Here is a 16344-nt window from a genome sequence, read left to right on the forward strand (position 1 = left end):
GACGACGGAATCCTTTTTTATAAGACCTAAAACTATAATAGAAAACAGAACAATGAAAAAAAGGCCTCCGAGCTCTGATAAGAGCTGTGGAAACCTTTTTCTGCTCGTATTGTTTTTGCATGTTGACTACTCGTCTGAGGTTAGAAAAACCGCCCTTTTTTCAGTACCAGTGGAATTCCGCCAATGATGAACAGATAGCGGAGATCGACAATTTTTTTCAATTGTGCGGCCACCCAGCCTTTTATTTTACGTTTGCCCACCACGGCGACGGCTTCGCCTTTTCCAAGCGAAGCAACCGTCCCTTTGTTAGAAAATACGAACTTGTGCAGCTCCTTTTTGCGAAGAGTAGCGGCCAGATTCTTGGCACAAAGGCCCCCTTGCTGCATCGCAATTTGGGCAGTCGGTGGATAAGGACGTCCTTCGGGATTAAACATCAGGGAGCTGTCCCCGATAATAAAAATATCATCGTGGCCCGGTGCACGCAGAAAATCGTCGATTTTCACCCTTCCGCGCATCACTTCGAATCCGGCTTTCTCAATTAATCCGTTCCCACGAATCCCTCCCGTCCACACCACCGTGCAGGCTTCGATTTTCTCACCCTCACCAACGATTACACCATCCTGCAAGCATTCCTTAATCGGAATTCCAATGCGGAAGGTGACCCCTTTACGCTTAAGGACATCCATCGCATACTCCACCAGTTCAGGATCGAACCCTGGCAGTGCCGTAGGAGCTGCCTCGACGTTAATGATTTGAATCCGGTTAAAATCGATATCATACGCTCTAGCGAGCTGTGGCAAACGATCCGCCAACTCCGCTACAAACTCAATCCCGCTGAAACCAGCGCCCCCAACGACAAAATTGAGGCGACCTGGCTTACCGTCATTTTTATACAGGGCCAGTTGGTATTCAATATGCTCACGAATCAGGCGAACCGAGTTAATACTGCGAATCGTCAGCGCGAACTTATCCATCCCCGGAATACCGAATGTTTCTGGCTCCCCGCCTAGTCCGATGACCAAATAATCGTAGGACAGCGAGCCATCCTCCAGCACGATTTTTTTCTCCTTTGGTATGATTTCCTTAACCGTTCCTTTGACTAAATCCACCTTGAACTCATCGATTAGCTGAGCAATCGGAATCCTTGAATGTTCAATCGTATCTGTACCTGCCGCAGGCATATGAAGATGTGTCGTAATATAGTGGTAATCATGACGGTTAATCAGCGTGACATCCGCCTCATTGTGCTTGAGCTCCTTTTGCAATTGCTGAGCCGTCAATATACCGCCATATCCGGCGCCCACAATGACAATTTTGGGAATACTGCTCATGCTTCTACCCCTTCCGATATACATAATCATAATCATTAATTGTTCACAGCTGTTCTCTCAAAACGGTTAATTGATACTCACAGAAAAGTCTTCATCAAATATTAATCGCTTTAACTTTGCAAGCGGAACCCAGCAGTTTATAATGATAAACAGTGAATCATGCGTTCGGCGGCTATCTGAACCTCTATGCGGCTGATTCAATATCTACAAATCCCATACTATCCCTTTCGGAGGTGTTTTTAGAGTGACAGCTCAATCCACAGGTGCGGAGATCCGCGATCTGATTATTATCGGAGGCGGTCCAGCCGGTATTTTCGCCGCTTTTTACGGAGGAATGCGTCAGGCATCCGTCACCTTAATTGAAAGTATGCCCCAACTGGGCGGCCAGCTTGCAGCCCTTTATCCTGAAAAATATATTTATGACGTTGCTGGCTTTCCTAAAGTGACTGCACAAGAACTGGTTAACAATTTGGTTCAACAAATGAACCACTTTAATCCAGAGGTGCAGCTAGAAGAGAAAGTCGTATCGTTAGAGAAAAAGGAAGAGCGCCACTTCATTGTAAAAACAGACAAAGGTGGCGAGTATCATGGTAAAGCGGTTATTATTACCGCTGGTGTTGGTGCTTTCGAGCCGCGCAGACTGGAGCTTCCAGGTGCCGAACGTTTTGAAAAAACGAATCTGCATTACTTTGTCAGCGACCTGAGCAAATTTGCAGGCCGAAAAGTGCTAATCAGCGGTGGTGGTGATTCTGCTGTAGACTGGGCACTTATGCTGGAACCGATTGCAGAACAGGTTACATTGATTCACCGCCGTGACAAATTCCGTGCGCATGAACACAGTGTCGAAAACCTCCTCGCTTCCAAAGTAAACGTTATTACACCAACGGAAATTACAGAATTGCATGGAGATGACACGATTACAAAAGTCACTCTTGCTCATGTAAAAACCAAAGAAACACAGGAAATTGAAGTGGACGATGTGATCGTTAACTTTGGATTTGTATCCACACTTGGCCCGATTGCTGAATGGGGAATTGAAATCGAAAGTAACTCTATCGTGGTCGACTCTCGCCAGGAAACAAATATTCCCGGCATTTTCGCCGCAGGGGACATTACGACCTATCCAGGCAAGCTCAAGCTGATTGCGGTCGGCTTTGGTGAAGCTCCTACGGCAGTCAACAACGCCAAGGTCTATGTAGATCCAGATGCCAAGTTGTCTCCCGGGCACAGCAGTAACATGAAATTGTAGTCTAGTTTAGACTATGACAAAAAAGGGTATTTTACTCCAAATTTGATTCTTTGGAGTGAAATACCCTTTTTTACGGTGTGCCTATTCGTTGCAGTGATTGTCCGTAAAGTCATCCGAACCCTGAATGACTTTACAGTCGCAGTACGAGAGCTTGTCCGGTCTAATGAAGGACTACGGCTGTATTCATCTCTAGATTTCTTTTGTGAATCTCAGCCAGCAACAGTGCAATGAAGTCACATTCAAGTTTAAGCTCGATTGCCATCTGATAGGAATCCAAAAGCATTTCATCCGTCAGCATAGCCATCCTCGACACAACCTTTCCTTTTATTTCAAAATCTATTCTATCAAAATACCAAAATCGGAACAAGCGTTCTGTTATCCACAGTCAATTGTGGAAATCCTGTGTATAAATTGTTGGTAAGTGTCGTTAACCCATATATGTGACAGGGGATAATGTGGACAATATTTATACACAGAATTTTGACGCTCGAACACAAAAAAAATATTTTTATTATTTATACAAATATATTATATTTAGCGTCTTGTTAATAGATTATATTGGAATTTTTTTAAAGAAATCAGAAATTTATTGCGGTCTTGTATTAACCTCTAAAATCCATACCCGTCCACTCTGATCAAGCCCGTAATCAAATCCCAGTTGTCCGATCCCAGGAAATCTTCTTTCCAGTACAGGAATACAGCGTCGTGTAAGTTCAATGATCTCTCGCCGCTTTTGAGTAGCAAGCCGCCGGGGATATATCATCCGAAGCGCCTCTGTTCCCTTCAGCAAAGTTCCCCCTTTGCACAGATTCGTAATGACCAGCCCAGGCCGAGCATGACGTGCAACCACCGCACGGAAAACCCATCTCTGCCCTTCCTTCACAACTTTGACTCGATAGTCGACAGGTCTACCTTGAATACTTGCCAGTTGGATGCCTTGTTGAATGAGATATGGACGTTGGATTCTGAGCTTATTAATTCCGATTACAAGCGCTTTAAAATGACTGAACCGGTGCGTGTGCTCCATACGCGTACAGGTGTATCCCCTACGCTCCTTTGCCACACGCATGACTCCGACTCCTCCGCCTCCTTTCACAGGTTTTATAAATACAAAAGCATGCCGCCGCAGCATCATGCGCAATTGTTCTTCACTATATAGACAGGTTTCCGGTATATAAACGGCGGTATGTGGATGGTGGAGCAGCGCCTTCGTCTTTAGCCATTTGCTTGCAAGTTGTCTCATCTAACCCTCTCCTTTCGCCGTCAGGTATACTTATACATACTCAACAGGAATGTTCTATTCTTGGATGATTGTCCGCGGCATGTGCCTATTTCGACAAGATCATGGCGAACGGTAGCATGCACCGAACATCACTGGTACAATGACAATAATCTACTACCATTTGCACGGAGCAACGGAAATTACCGGCAAATCGTTTTTTCAACAAGGAGGTCAACTCATGAATAGCAAAATTGGCATCATGGACATTGGCTCAAACTCCATACGTCTGGTGATCTATGAAATGACAGAGACAGGAGCCTATCGAATTGTGCAGGAATGCAAAGAAGCTGCCCGACTGAGCGAAAAGGTTGGGGCCAACGGCCGTATGGAACGGGAGGCGATTCGAAGCATCGCTCCATTGTTACGCCAATTTATGGCGGTATGCCATATGCACGGGGTGGTCCGTATGCGTGCAGCAGCAACGGCAGCCATCCGCAATGCCACGAATTCGGACGAAATCGTCCAATGGATCGCGGAGGAGACAAATTTAACACTGGAAATACTGAGCGGGGAGCAAGAAGGCTATGCCGGTTTTCTGGGCGTAGTGAACACTATGAATGTAAGTGACGGAATCATTATTGACATCGGGGGTGGCAGTACCGAAATTACGCTGTTCCGCGATCGAAAGCGACTGCATACGGTGTCATTTCCCTTTGGCGCCGTCAATATGAATTGGCGCTTTGGACGTGAGGTTAAGAATGGCGAATGGTCTCCTCAGCAGATTGAGGAAATGGAGAGCTTTGTCCGTTCTTCACTGCAAAATCATGATTGGATCTTCTCCAATCCGGGTCTGCCATTCATCGGGCTGGGCGGAACCCTGCGTACTTTGGCTAAAATCAATCAGAAGCGGCAGGATTACTCACTTCCTGTGACGCACCATTACGAAATGACGATAGAAGATGTCGATTACTTCTATGGCAGTCTGCCCCATCTTCCCTATGAAAAACGCAAAAAAACAGCCGGCCTGTCCAAGGACAGAGCCGACATCATTGTACCGGGTCTTATTATATTGAAAACGATATTTGAAGCTGCTCAAGGCTCCGCGTATTTGGTCAGTGGAGCGGGTCTGCGAGACGGCCTATTTCATGAGCTGGTCAACGCTGAACAGCCCGTGGTAGCTAATCCGCTTATCACATCCATTCGCAATATCCTTTCGTTTGCTGTCCCGGTTAGCGAAGCGCATGTCAAGCGGGTTAACGAGTACGCCGTCCGTCTTTATGACACATTGGCTAACGGAACCTCAGCTGCTATGGACAAGCGCTTGTTACTGACCGCAGCAACTCTTTACAAAACGGGGGCTGCCTTGAATTATTATCATTTCCGCCAGAATTCCGTATTCTGGATTTTACATGCAGGCATTGGCGGTCTGTCCCATAGGGAAACGGTACTAGCCGCGTTGATCGCGGATTACCATCCCAAGAACCGGACTCCCCGTTTGCTACGCACACATGCCGATATTTTGGAGCCTTCCGACGAGGAACGTGTACATCGGCTCGGCTCGCTGCTCCAGCTCGCGATTGGCATGGATCGGAGTGAGTCGGGGATGATTACCAGCATCAATCCCACTACAGGGGATGACGCACTGCATCTTCGTCTGGAAAGCAAGAGTGAACCCATATTAGAACAACGGGAGCTAGAATCGGTTGCCAAGGATTTTCAAAAGGCGTGGAACCTTACATTGTCGTGGTCCATTCTACCTTCTTCCAATTTCTAACCTTCATCGCTTCAGATTGGCTCCTAATGGGAGCCTCTTTGTCGTTTCTGGACACAAATTGATAGCTGCCGTTAGGCAAAAGCTGGCGCGCCTTCACATTATCCCTTAACGATAAATGCAGAATATCTGCCAGCATTTCTTTGATCCCGTCATCATAAATCGGGCACATCAGTTCAATTCGGCGGGTCAAATTGCGCGTCATCCAATCCGCACTGGACAGAAATAACTCGGACTTCCCTCCATTTTCAAAATAAAACAATCTGGAATGCTCCAGGAAGCGGTCTACAATACTGATGACACGTATGTTCTCGCTGAATCCTTCCACACCGGGACGCAAACAACAAACCCCTCTAATAATAAGATCAATCTTCACACCTGCCTGGGAAGCCGCATATAGTTCATCGATCATCTCCTGATTGGATAAGGAGTTGATCTTGGCAATAATCCGGGCGGGCTTACCTGCCAATGCTTGCTCTGCTTCCCTACGGATGAGTTCAAACAGCTTGTTCTTCATTCCCGTTGGAGCCACCGTAAAAGCTTGCAAAGTCTTGAGCGCAGAGAATCCCGTAATTTCATTAAACAGTTCGGAGGCATCCTCGCCAAGTACCGGATCTGACGTAAACAATCCGATATCCGTATACACGCGCGCCGTGCTTTCATTATAATTGCCTGTACCTACATGCACATATCGTTTGAGTGCGTTACGCTCATGGCGTATGACAAGAATGATTTTGGCGTGCGTCTTCAAGCCAACCAATCCATACACTACGTGACAGCCTGCTTTTTCAAGCGTACGCGCCCAGGCAATATTACGCTCCTCGTCAAAACGGGCTTTCAGCTCTACCACCACCGTTACCTGCTTGCCCGATTCGGCCGCACGTGCCAATGCCGGAATCAGCTTCGATTCCCCGTTGACACGGTACAGGGTCATTTTGATTGCCATCACATCCGGGTCCTCTGATGCCTCAATGATAAAATCAGTTACCGCATCGAATGATTCATATGGATGGTACACGAGCACGTCTCGTTTACGAAGTACGTTGAAAATATCCTCTTGTGGGGGCAGTTCTTCTGGATACAGTGGTTTGATTGCCGGAAATTTCAAATGCGAATACCCCTCCAAATGATCGGCAAAAGACGACAAAAATGTCAGATCGAGCGGCCCGTCCATCTCAAACACATGATCGAACAGCTTGAATTCGCGTTGAAGCTCCATCAGGGCATAGGGATGAATCCCTTTTTCTACTTCCAGTCTAACCGGCGCCCCCCGGCGTCTTCGACGCAGCTCTTTTTCAATCTCTTCGAGCAAGTCTTCGATCTCTTCTTCATTAATGGATAAATCGGAGTTACGCGTAACACGAAAGGCATGAACCGCCTCTGGAACATATCCGGTGAACAGCGTTTGGATGTGATGCTTGATTAGTTCCTCAATTAAAATAAATGATTTCTTCTTGCTGTTCGACCGCAAAGGCACGGTAACAACACGTGGAATATTCGAAGGCACCTGCACAATGGCAAAAAGCGGTTTATCCTCCTCCGTATCCCCTGGACGTCTCAAGACGACCGCTAAATATACGTATTTATTGTGAACGAGTGGAAAAGGACGGCTCTGATCGACCGCCATCGGCGTGAGTACCGGAAATATAATTTCATGAAAATATGCATCCAGCGACTTGCGCTGTGTTGTATTTAAGTCTTCATATTCGAGCAGTAAAAGACCTTTTTTCGTCAAGAGGCGAGAAATATCACGATAGGTCCGGTATTGTTCTGATACCATCGAGACGGTACGCTTGATCAGTCGTTTGTACAAACCGGAGGGGGTATATCCCGTAAAATCCTTTTGCATAAAACCCGCCTTGATCTTCTCGCGCGTCTCTGCAACACGAACAGCCATAAACTCATCCAAATTGCTAGATACAATCGCCAAAAATTTGGCTCTCTCCAGCAACGGTGTATCTGCATCCTGAGCTTCCTGAAGCACACGGCGATTAAATTCAATCCAGCTTAAATCTCGGTTAAAGTAACGTTCTGACCCGGCTTTATCCTTATTCTGACTCTCTATCAACATATGGCCTCCATCAATTCATGCAGTATAGTATCCCTTTATTGTACTATTAGATGAAACGCACTAGCATCACAGCAGTGTAAACGCAATGTAAAATGTGTGTAAACACAATCTGGATGTTTGAAAAGGTCAATCGGACGCTTTACAAAAATAGCATTAAGCGGTACAGTGTTTACGTCTGTTTCATAGAGTAGATTAACGAACCGTTCCTTTTTCAGTTGTTTTATGTTCATTATGATGTGTAGTAATCACTTAGTAGCCACGTTCAATTGCTGATTTTCAAATGGCATGATATAGGGAGGATTTACGTTATGGAACCCAAGAAAACGCCACGCGTACTGCAAAAAAACATCGAATTTTTCACCGCGGCGCTATCTCAACACCTCGTTTCGGTCTGGCAAGAGGACCCTACAGGTGTATACTGTGAGATTGGCTGTGGATATATCGAGTTATTCAGTAGCGAGATGATTCGGGTGCGCAATCAAGATGGAACCCCAAGCCATTATGACCGCAATATCACCATGTTTCAGTTAATCACGAAGGATCAGCCGATATAATTATTATATGCTATGCCTGCGCTGTTCTTCCAGATTAGAATTGTTTAATGTTTACAACTACCGATTTTGATATCTGCTGAATCTTGCAGTTTTTCCAAAAAGCGCCTCGGAGCGCTTTTTTTGTCGACTTTTTTTGAACATCGTTTCGAAAAGCAGTATGATAAGGGAGCATATTACCTAAATTTAAAGGGGAATCAACCGATGGAGCATACAACATCAGATGGGCGCATCTTGGTTATGACCGCGGTTGAAGCCGAACGGGAAGCTGTACTGCGGGGCCTGCAAGGCGATACCCGTTTTGTGGTCGAGCTGGCTGGCGTGGGCGCATCGTCCGCAGCGGCTTCAACCGCGCTAGCACTGGCGGCGGCCGGTGACTACCGTCTGGTCATCAGCACCGGAATTGGTGGCGGCTTCGTGGAGGTCGCTGCACTGGAGAGCGTCGTTGTTGCTGACGCGATCATTGCCGCCGACCTAGGAGCCGAGACGGCAGAGGGCTTCAGCAGCGTGGACGAGCTGGGTTTCGGCTCAAGCCGAATTGCCGTGAACGTTGCCAACGCGCAGCGACTCGTTCAGGCGTTGCGTGCCGCTGGACAGACGGCTATCGCGGGGCCGATCCTGACCGTTTCCACAGCCACTGGTACGGCGGCAACAGCGGAACGGCTGGCCAAGCGCGTTCCCGGAGCTGCTGCCGAAGCGATGGAAGGCTACGGCGTAGCCGTGGCGGCAAATAGACTGGAACTGCCGACGATGGAAATCCGCACGATTTCCAATGCTGTCGGTCCACGTGACCGTGCAGCCTGGCGGATCAAAGAGGCTTTGCAAGCGTTGGAAGCCGCATTTTCTACATTAACGGAGGTTATATAGATGCAAATTGCTTTTTCACCTTGTCCCAACGACACTTTTGTCTTCCATGCCCTGGCGCATGGATTGATTCCGGGCGCACCCGCGCTGGACATTACATTTGCCGATATCGACATCACCAACAATCTGGCGATCACACCAGACGGACTGGATATCATGAAAATTTCGTATGCTGCACTCCCTTGGGTGCTGGATGAATACGCCCTGCTGCCTTGCGGAGGCGCACTGGGCCGGGGGTGTGGTCCGCTCGTGCTGACCAAGGAAGGTTCCACCGTCGAAGGCCCGGAAGCCCTGTCCGGCAAGCGTGTAGCCGTTCCGAGTGAACGTTCCACTGCCTATCTGCTGTTCCGCCTGTGGGCAGCCAAGCATGTGCCTGGGGGTGTCGGCGAGATCGTCGTGATGCCGTTCGACCAAATCATGCCTGCTGTCCGTGACGGGGAGATAGATGCCGGACTGGTTATTCATGAAGCACGGTTCACGTATCCGTCCTACGGACTTAGTAAGCAAGTCGATCTGGGGAACTGGTGGGAAGAAGATACAGGGCTCCCAATCCCGCTCGGAGCCATTATTGCCCGCCGTACGCTGGATTTGGATGCGATCACAAACTGGATACGTGCCTCTGTTGAATACGCTTGGAAGCATCCAGAAGCTTCGCGTGAATATGTATTGTCTCATGCGCAGGAGCTTTCACCCGATGTCGCCCAATCGCATATCGACCTGTATGTTAACGATTTTACCGCCAATTTGGGCGACAGCGGATATGCCGCCATCGAAGCTTTGCTTGGTCGCGCTGCGCAGGAAGGGCTGGTACCTTCGTTTGATTTAGCCCAACTGCGCCCTACTTCCACAACAACACGTTAAAAGGGACAGACATGCCATGCATGTTTTTCTGCTGAATAGAGTAGTTTAAACATATAAAACCTCCCGAACGAGCACATGGCCTAGCCGTGCGCCCCATTCGGGAGGTTTTATCATTTCATATGGCGAATCCTCATTCGGACTCGCTTGATCCTTATTCTTAGTTCTGTTCCTGCTCCACAACCTCGGTCTTAAATACGTTATCCAGTTTGGTACCCAATCTTTTGACCAGCGGCACCTTGATATCCCGGCTCAGCTCCTTGAAAAAAGCGTCCATGTCACAATTAATCTTATCCAACACGACCTTTACGGTGCCCTCTGCCAAGATCTGCTCATTCAGATCCTCCGGTACGGTAACCGAGATATCATACTTCTTGCTTAACGTTTTAATGTAGCGGGTAAAGATTTCGATAAGCTCCTCATTGTTGAACTTCTCAACTGCAACTTGCCCTTTGTTGGTAAATTTCAAATTCACTCTCACGTTAGCATTTCCCCTTTTCCTTTTGACCATTTATTTTGGATAAACGTTGAACCTTTCAGAGGCTCTTCAAAGAAAGGGCCTTACCGGTCGTTTTAGACTCTTGTCCTTTGATATACTAAGTATAACACATTAAGGCCGTTTTCATTTCCCAACTTGTCGTTTTATGATAAAAAATGATACAATTTGCGCATTTTCAGCATAAATTCTTTCTTTTCATGCCAATCATTAGGAATAGTTTATACACAAATACACAAAAAAACGCCTATCTCGCAAAAGAAAGACGTTTCCGTATAGATGCTTAAGTGGTATGCATTTACAGAGGTTTCGTACATTCCCAACCGTGTGAACGATACTCACGCACAGCGTCTCGTATATCCTCAATATCATCAGAATGCAGCAAAATGGCAGGTAGAATTACCCAATACTCATTCTCCGCTAGATCAATAAATACGTCCTCGACATCATAATATTGCATATCGCCAAATGCCATATCCCTGATTTTCTGTCCAACCAAAGGTGTAAACTGGGAATCAAATGTTTTCATCACCTTCGTATATTCCTTCACGCCCGTTGCCGAGATCTGCTGTGAAATAATGACGCTCAATGCTGTTACCTCCCTGACCTAATAATGCTCATTATACCCTTCTCTCAGACCCTCTACAAAACCTTGCGCAAAAAAAATCATAAAAATCAATAGTCCAATCCCAATAGCTACGGAGCTGATTACGACAATGAAGATACCCTGCGTGTTTCTTTGTTCCATTCGTTTCGTTAAAATTCCGAAAACCAAACCTAAGACACCCAACAATCCTCCAAAGACAAAAAAACTAAATATGAACCCCAAACCTGCAAAAATCCAGCCAAAGAAAGCGAGCAACCATCCCTGCTGCTGCGGCTCACTCTGCTTCATCTGCCAGCGTTCCCTCGCTGTAGGTGTATATCTGTCCATTCCTTCTCCCCCGCATCATCTGTAAAACCCAACATCGGAATAACATCTGATATAGCATCTAATGGAGAAATAAAATACGCCAAGGCTCCGAATGCTACGTAGATTCCTCCTATTGCCGACTGATGAGTTTAAAAGTACCACCTTCCCGCTTACCAAGCGGATAATTTTGAACCGTCATTTCCACTAACTCAACAGACTTATAGTCATATTTTACTATGACCTCCTTTGATATTCTAGTATATTTATCCTAATCCTTGCTCCTATGTATTTGTACAGGCTTTTGCTTGATTCCAGACAAACTAAACGACCTTCCCCATTAGAATTTCGAGAAAAGGCCGTTGCTAAAACAATATGAATCTTTTTTACTGTTTACCGTTACTATAAACCGTACTTAACTTGGATGTTGCTCTGATGCCATTCGGACCTTCAATAATGGCACGTCCTTGTTCAGTATAACTCGATCCTCCCCAGTCGTTTGACATATCCAAATATTCTAGACCCGATCCATTTCCTTTCCAAGACCACCCGAGATAACCTACACCTTTTTGTTGGGCGTAACTCATAATGGTGGCCTCGTCAACATCACCATTTGTATGCTTGATTCCGAATTCTCCAATGATGAGAGCTAAATTTTTATTTAATACATTGTCAATATTGCTTTTTACTGTTTCGGCATTTCCTCCAGCGTATTCGTACATATGAATGGAGAACATCGTATTTTTAAGCGGATCGGCATCAAACACTTGCGTACCGTAGTCAAAAATCGACTTCGGATATTGACCCCAACCAGCGGCGTCAACCAGAATGGTATTTTTGATGCCAGCATTTCGTAGCTTTGGAATAACTGATTTATACCCCTGGGCCCAGCCGTTTCCATCCCAAGTACCAAACCATTCATTCGCAATGTTAAGAATGACTGTATTTTCTTTTCCAATCAGTGCGCTCTTCATTTCAATCCAGTAATCTGCGATTTTATTCAACACAGCAGCATTATCACTTCCCGTACCATCGTGTACTTCAAGGACAACAACCAATTTGTTTTGTTCTGATAAAGTAATCAGGTTTTGCAACGCTGACAAATCATCTTTCGTCCATTGCTGACCGTCTGACAGCACGATTCTAATCGTGTTCGCTCCTGTTTTGGCAATTGCAGGTATCGCAACCGACTCTTGACCTTTGTACCAAGTGTAAGCGTGATTAATTCCTCTCATGACAAAGGGATTTCCCTTGCCATCATAAAGCGTCGTACCTTTAACATAAAATCCTGTATTTTGAGAGGAGTCGGAACTTGTTGTTACTTTTAAGACATTACTTGGTTCCGAAACATTGCCTGCTGCATCTTTCGCTTTTACAGTGAAATTGTAGGATGTGTTCGCAGTGAGACCCGTCACTGTATAACTTGTTGTGGTGCTCGTGCCTATCAGATCTGTTCCGTTATAAATAACGTAGCCAGTTACACCTACATTGTCTATTGAGGTCGTCCATGTGAGAGTGACAGATGTGCTCGTCTTGGATGAGCTTTGGAGGTTTGTTGGGGCGGTTGGTGGTGTCGTATCTGCTGTCGTATCAATCTGCGTGAATCTCCACCTTTGCTGAGCGCTACCGTTGTCGGCCCATTGTTGAACGTTTGCACCGTCATGGGTATAACCACCGACAACATCCAATGCTTTACCACTAGATTGCGAGATCAGCTTATAATATCCACCACCAGCGTCAATGATTTTCCACTTTTGCTGAGCGTTCCCATTGTCGGTCCATTGTTGAACGTTCGCTCCGTCATGGGTATTACCACCGGCTACATCTAATGCTTTACCACTAGATTGCGAGATCAGCTTATAATACCCATCCCCAACGTCGACCACTCTCCACTTCTGTTGCTCCTTTCCGTTATCGGTCCATTGTTGAACATTCGCTCCGTCATCCTTGGACCCCCCTTCAACTTCCAAGTTTTTTCCGCTATGCTGTGCCGTAATTTTGTAAACAGCATCTGAAATAATATCCGATTGGGCAGACGGTGTTGGATCAAGCGTTAGATTAGTAACTCCATCATTGTTAGCGCTTACAATAGTGGTCGGCAATATATAAACAAGCATTCCTAACGAGATCAAACACGACAATAATTTCTTCATTTTGTACCCTCCAGGTAACCAGCGTTACCATTCACCGTTTGCTCGAAGTTTCCAACATTTCTATTTAACCGCATCTCAACATACACCTCTCCCTTAGCTTATATATTCAAATTTCCATCCCTTAGGCACGTACTATGATCTCTCCCTCCCGGCCATAATTCGGAAAAGAAAAAAGAACCAAAAAAAGAGCTCTATCCTAATATTAGGTAAACGCTTTCAATTGTTCCAAACTAATTATGTGATTGGGAAATGAATTCTTACTCATTCTAGTTTACGTTATACTAAATGTCAATTGTTAGCATAACAAAAATCTGTAAAATACAATGATTATTTAAAAAACAAACATTATATTAAAATAACAAATTAGTGATATTGAATACCAAGCTTCTTTTATCATCTCTATTTTTGCTATAAAACAATTATATTCATTCATTTTTTACATAAGGACGAAAAACATAAAAAACACAAAAATCTTTAAAAATATTTTGTTATTCTAATGTTTTTTTATAACATCATATCTTGTTAGCTAATTTTGTACGACAACCTCTACCATAAATTTAAATTTTTTCGATGATCTTGAATAGCATAGCAAATGAGTTCTTTGAAAATCATAGTCAAAAAAGCACGCTATATTGGTGCTTCCAATATGCGTGCATGAAAGAAGTTATTGAAGTTCTTCTTGATCCATCGCCCCCGTTAATCCTCAAATGTCTCACCGTTCTGATACTTAGTGGGATAACTCTATTCTTTCTTTAATATTTACCAGATACACACTGCCTGCAATCAGCACCAGCCCCACAACAAACGTCAAAGTAAGTGATTCCTTGAGCATTACCATACTAAAGACCGTGGACAACACCGGTATCAAAAACGTATAGGAGCCGACGGTTCCCGCATCTCCGTTGTCGATTAGTTTAAAATAAATCATCCAGCCCATCGCAATCACGAATATCGAAATAAACAATAAAATTGCGATAAAGGAGGTCGTCCAGTGAATATCGCTCCATTTCTCGGTCGTAAATCCAATGCCATTGAGTATAATCCCTCCCAAAACGAGCTGCATCGTCACCGCCCAAATGGAATCCAACTGTTGGCTTTTTTTCTTCATATAAATCGTTCCGAGCGCCCAGCACAGTCCTGAAGCTAGCCCCAACACAATGCCCAGTACCGATAAATGCCCTGCCATTCCACCAGAGCTAATCACGATCACTCCGCCAAAACCCAGCACCAGTCCAATGACCTTCAGGGGAAACATACGCTCCCCCAACCACATCCAGGAGAATAATCCCAACAGGATCGGCTGAAGGAATACTAAAGTGGAAAATAACCCAGCAGGCAAATAACGCAACCCTACCGTCTGCAAGCCATAGTAGCCTGCAATATTAAATATGGCCAGCACCAGATAAGTCCACCCATTCTGTCTAAAGCGTAAGGTTTCCCGATGACGCATAGCGAACAACAGCAGAATCACACCACCCAGTAGGGTACGGAGTCCTGAAAAAAATATCGGCGGCGCATCTGGCAAAGCCAGCTTGGTCAACGGCCAGTTGATCCCCCATACCATCACTAATATCAAGACAAGCCACAGCGTAGCTTTAGGTGTTAATTTTTTCATAGATGTCTTCTCTCCCTTAGATTTATCGCTCATTGCTTTACGTCTACAATCTGAATAGCCGTTTGCAAAGTTTTGCTTTACTAGCGTATACTGTGGTCACTAATAAATAAAATGAATATTTTCAATAAGGGAGATAACTTTTCACTTATGACCATTACTCAAATTATGATCTTCGTTCGCGTAGCTGAAACGCTAAACTTCACCCAAACTGCCCATGAGCTGCATATGACGCAGCCCGCGGTCAGCCATGCCATCGCCAGCATCGAAAACGAACTGGATGTCCAGCTATTGCTGCGCGACCGAAAAAAAGGAGTGCTGCTGACCGATATCGGGCACAAAGTACTGCTGGAATTCCGTATGATGCTGCAAAGCATGGAAAAGGTACAGCAGCAGGTGGCTGCTGAAAAAGGTCTAGACGTGGGCACAATCACGATCGGTGCCTTTCCTTCTGCTTCAGCCTATTTTCTGCCCCCGATTATTCATCATATTCGTCAGCATTATCCGAACCTTGTTTTCGATCTACATGAAGGCTCCACGAATGAAGTCAAGGAGTGGGTGCATACCAGAGAAATCGAGGCGGGTATCATCCTGTTGCCAGACCCTCAGGTAGATGTAATCCCATTATGTCAGGATGACATGGTTATTCTCCTGCCAGACGGTCACCCTTTGCAATCGCACAATAAAATCGCCATTCGAGACTTGAATCAGCAGGATATGATCTTTTGTAAAGGTGGACATGAGGTCGCCATTATGGAAGGTTTTGAACGCGAGCAAAGTCAGTTGCAGGCACAGTTCATTACTCATAATATCAGTACCTTGGTCAGCATGGTTCGACAGGGACTTGGTATGGGTATTGTTTCTTCACTTGCCTTGTCCACGTTCCCTCATAATCTGACCGTCAAGGAAACCTCGCCTCTGATCACACGTCAAATCGGTATAGCTGTACCGTCCCTGCACAATGCTTCACTTGCTGTACAGTTATTTGTGCGGACCGCGCAGGAGCTGTTTACAGATGTGAAGCAGTAGAAGCACTGATAACGAGATTTTGGCAGGTGTATAATGTTTACTAAATATTACTTGAATCATATTATAAGAGGTGTCTTTTCATATGCAGGAAAATCAATTCATTGGACCGGATAGCTAAGTTCCTAACCTATTCCCGGTGATTTTTCTTGTTTTAATATGGTGTACTTAAAAAATAAAAAGGAGTTTTCCATAAACGGAAAACTCCTTCGCACATTAAGCTATTTACT

Annotated in this window: 16 protein-coding genes; 6 read left to right on the forward strand and 10 right to left on the reverse strand. The window is 45.4% G+C overall.

All coding sequences use genetic code 11. From position 1 onward, the window contains the following. Positions 1-140: 140 nt before the first annotated feature. The gene (locus ACYCSE_RS03905) at positions 141-1331 is read right to left on the reverse strand and encodes an NAD(P)/FAD-dependent oxidoreductase (protein ID WP_459701502.1); all 1191 of its coding nucleotides are present in this window, start codon (positions 1329-1331) and stop codon (positions 141-143) included. A gap of 244 nt (positions 1332-1575) precedes the next feature. Here ACYCSE_RS03905 and ACYCSE_RS03910 point away from each other — a divergent pair, with 244 nt between their 5' ends. Then, positions 1576-2580 (forward strand): NAD(P)/FAD-dependent oxidoreductase, encoded by a 1005-nt coding sequence (locus tag ACYCSE_RS03910; RefSeq protein ID WP_235308434.1) that lies wholly within the window; start codon positions 1576-1578, stop codon positions 2578-2580. A 160-nt stretch (positions 2581-2740) separates the two neighbouring features. Here the strand turns inward: ACYCSE_RS03910 and sda are convergent, their stop codons facing one another. Both sda and ACYCSE_RS03920 read right to left on the reverse strand, forming a co-directional pair. Continuing rightward, on the reverse strand, positions 2741-2884 hold the full coding sequence (sda, locus tag ACYCSE_RS03915) for a sporulation histidine kinase inhibitor Sda (RefSeq protein ID WP_007431918.1): 144 nt from the start codon (positions 2882-2884) through the stop codon (positions 2741-2743). A gap of 282 nt (positions 2885-3166) precedes the next feature. Next, the gene (locus tag ACYCSE_RS03920) at positions 3167-3823 is read right to left on the reverse strand and encodes a YheC/YheD family protein (RefSeq protein WP_250260487.1); all 657 of its coding nucleotides are present in this window, start codon (positions 3821-3823) and stop codon (positions 3167-3169) included. Between the two features lie 217 nt (positions 3824-4040). Here ACYCSE_RS03920 and ACYCSE_RS03925 point away from each other — a divergent pair, with 217 nt between their 5' ends. After that, complete coding sequence (locus ACYCSE_RS03925) at positions 4041-5576, forward strand: Ppx/GppA phosphatase family protein (protein ID WP_069290324.1); 1536 nt, start codon at positions 4041-4043, stop codon at positions 5574-5576. Here ACYCSE_RS03925 and ppk1 read toward each other — a convergent pair. After that, entirely contained in the window at positions 5536-7644 is a 2109-nt protein-coding gene (gene ppk1, locus ACYCSE_RS03930) for a polyphosphate kinase 1 (protein WP_250240262.1), read from the reverse strand. The genes ACYCSE_RS03925 and ppk1 overlap by 41 nt on opposite strands. Before the next feature lie 308 nt (positions 7645-7952). Between ppk1 and ACYCSE_RS03935 the strand changes: the two genes are divergently transcribed. The 3 genes from ACYCSE_RS03935 (at position 7953) to ACYCSE_RS03945 (ending at position 9920) form a co-directional block, all read left to right on the forward strand. After that, on the forward strand, positions 7953-8198 hold the full coding sequence (locus ACYCSE_RS03935) for a hypothetical protein (protein ID WP_007431922.1): 246 nt from the start codon (positions 7953-7955) through the stop codon (positions 8196-8198). A gap of 201 nt (positions 8199-8399) precedes the next feature. Continuing rightward, on the forward strand, positions 8400-9062 hold the full coding sequence (locus ACYCSE_RS03940) for a futalosine hydrolase (RefSeq protein ID WP_459702473.1): 663 nt from the start codon (positions 8400-8402) through the stop codon (positions 9060-9062). Then, a complete protein-coding gene (locus ACYCSE_RS03945) occupies positions 9063-9920 on the forward strand; it encodes a 1,4-dihydroxy-6-naphthoate synthase (RefSeq protein ID WP_254329232.1) in 858 nt (285 codons plus the stop codon). A gap of 157 nt (positions 9921-10077) precedes the next feature. Here the strand turns inward: ACYCSE_RS03945 and ACYCSE_RS03950 are convergent, their stop codons facing one another. The 6 genes from ACYCSE_RS03950 to ACYCSE_RS03975 all read right to left on the reverse strand — a co-directional run bounded on the left by ACYCSE_RS03950 (position 10078) and on the right by ACYCSE_RS03975 (position 15091). Continuing rightward, complete coding sequence (locus ACYCSE_RS03950) at positions 10078-10398, reverse strand: hypothetical protein (protein ID WP_014277849.1); 321 nt, start codon at positions 10396-10398, stop codon at positions 10078-10080. Positions 10399-10711: 313 nt separating this feature from the next. Beyond that, a complete protein-coding gene (locus tag ACYCSE_RS03955; RefSeq protein WP_341163182.1) occupies positions 10712-11002 on the reverse strand; it encodes a hypothetical protein in 291 nt (96 codons plus the stop codon). A gap of 18 nt (positions 11003-11020) precedes the next feature. Further along, positions 11021-11347 (reverse strand): hypothetical protein, encoded by a 327-nt coding sequence (locus tag ACYCSE_RS03960; protein ID WP_459701508.1) that lies wholly within the window; start codon positions 11345-11347, stop codon positions 11021-11023. Then, positions 11305-11430 carry a YkvA family protein gene (locus ACYCSE_RS03965; protein WP_459701510.1) on the reverse strand — a complete coding sequence of 42 codons (126 nt, stop codon included), beginning with the start codon at positions 11428-11430 and terminating at the stop codon, positions 11305-11307. Before ACYCSE_RS03965 ends, ACYCSE_RS03960 begins: the two co-directional genes overlap by 43 nt. Before the next feature lie 279 nt (positions 11431-11709). Continuing rightward, on the reverse strand, positions 11710-13476 hold the full coding sequence (locus ACYCSE_RS03970; RefSeq protein WP_459701512.1) for an RICIN domain-containing protein: 1767 nt from the start codon (positions 13474-13476) through the stop codon (positions 11710-11712). A gap of 727 nt (positions 13477-14203) precedes the next feature. Further along, positions 14204-15091 (reverse strand): DMT family transporter, encoded by an 888-nt coding sequence (locus ACYCSE_RS03975; protein WP_322173160.1) that lies wholly within the window; start codon positions 15089-15091, stop codon positions 14204-14206. A 147-nt stretch (positions 15092-15238) separates the two neighbouring features. Here ACYCSE_RS03975 and ACYCSE_RS03980 point away from each other — a divergent pair, with 147 nt between their 5' ends. Beyond that, positions 15239-16117 (forward strand): LysR family transcriptional regulator, encoded by an 879-nt coding sequence (locus ACYCSE_RS03980; RefSeq protein ID WP_254329235.1) that lies wholly within the window; start codon positions 15239-15241, stop codon positions 16115-16117. Positions 16118-16344 lie beyond the last annotated feature (227 nt).

This window comes from Paenibacillus sp. SEL1 (assembly GCF_054602535.1).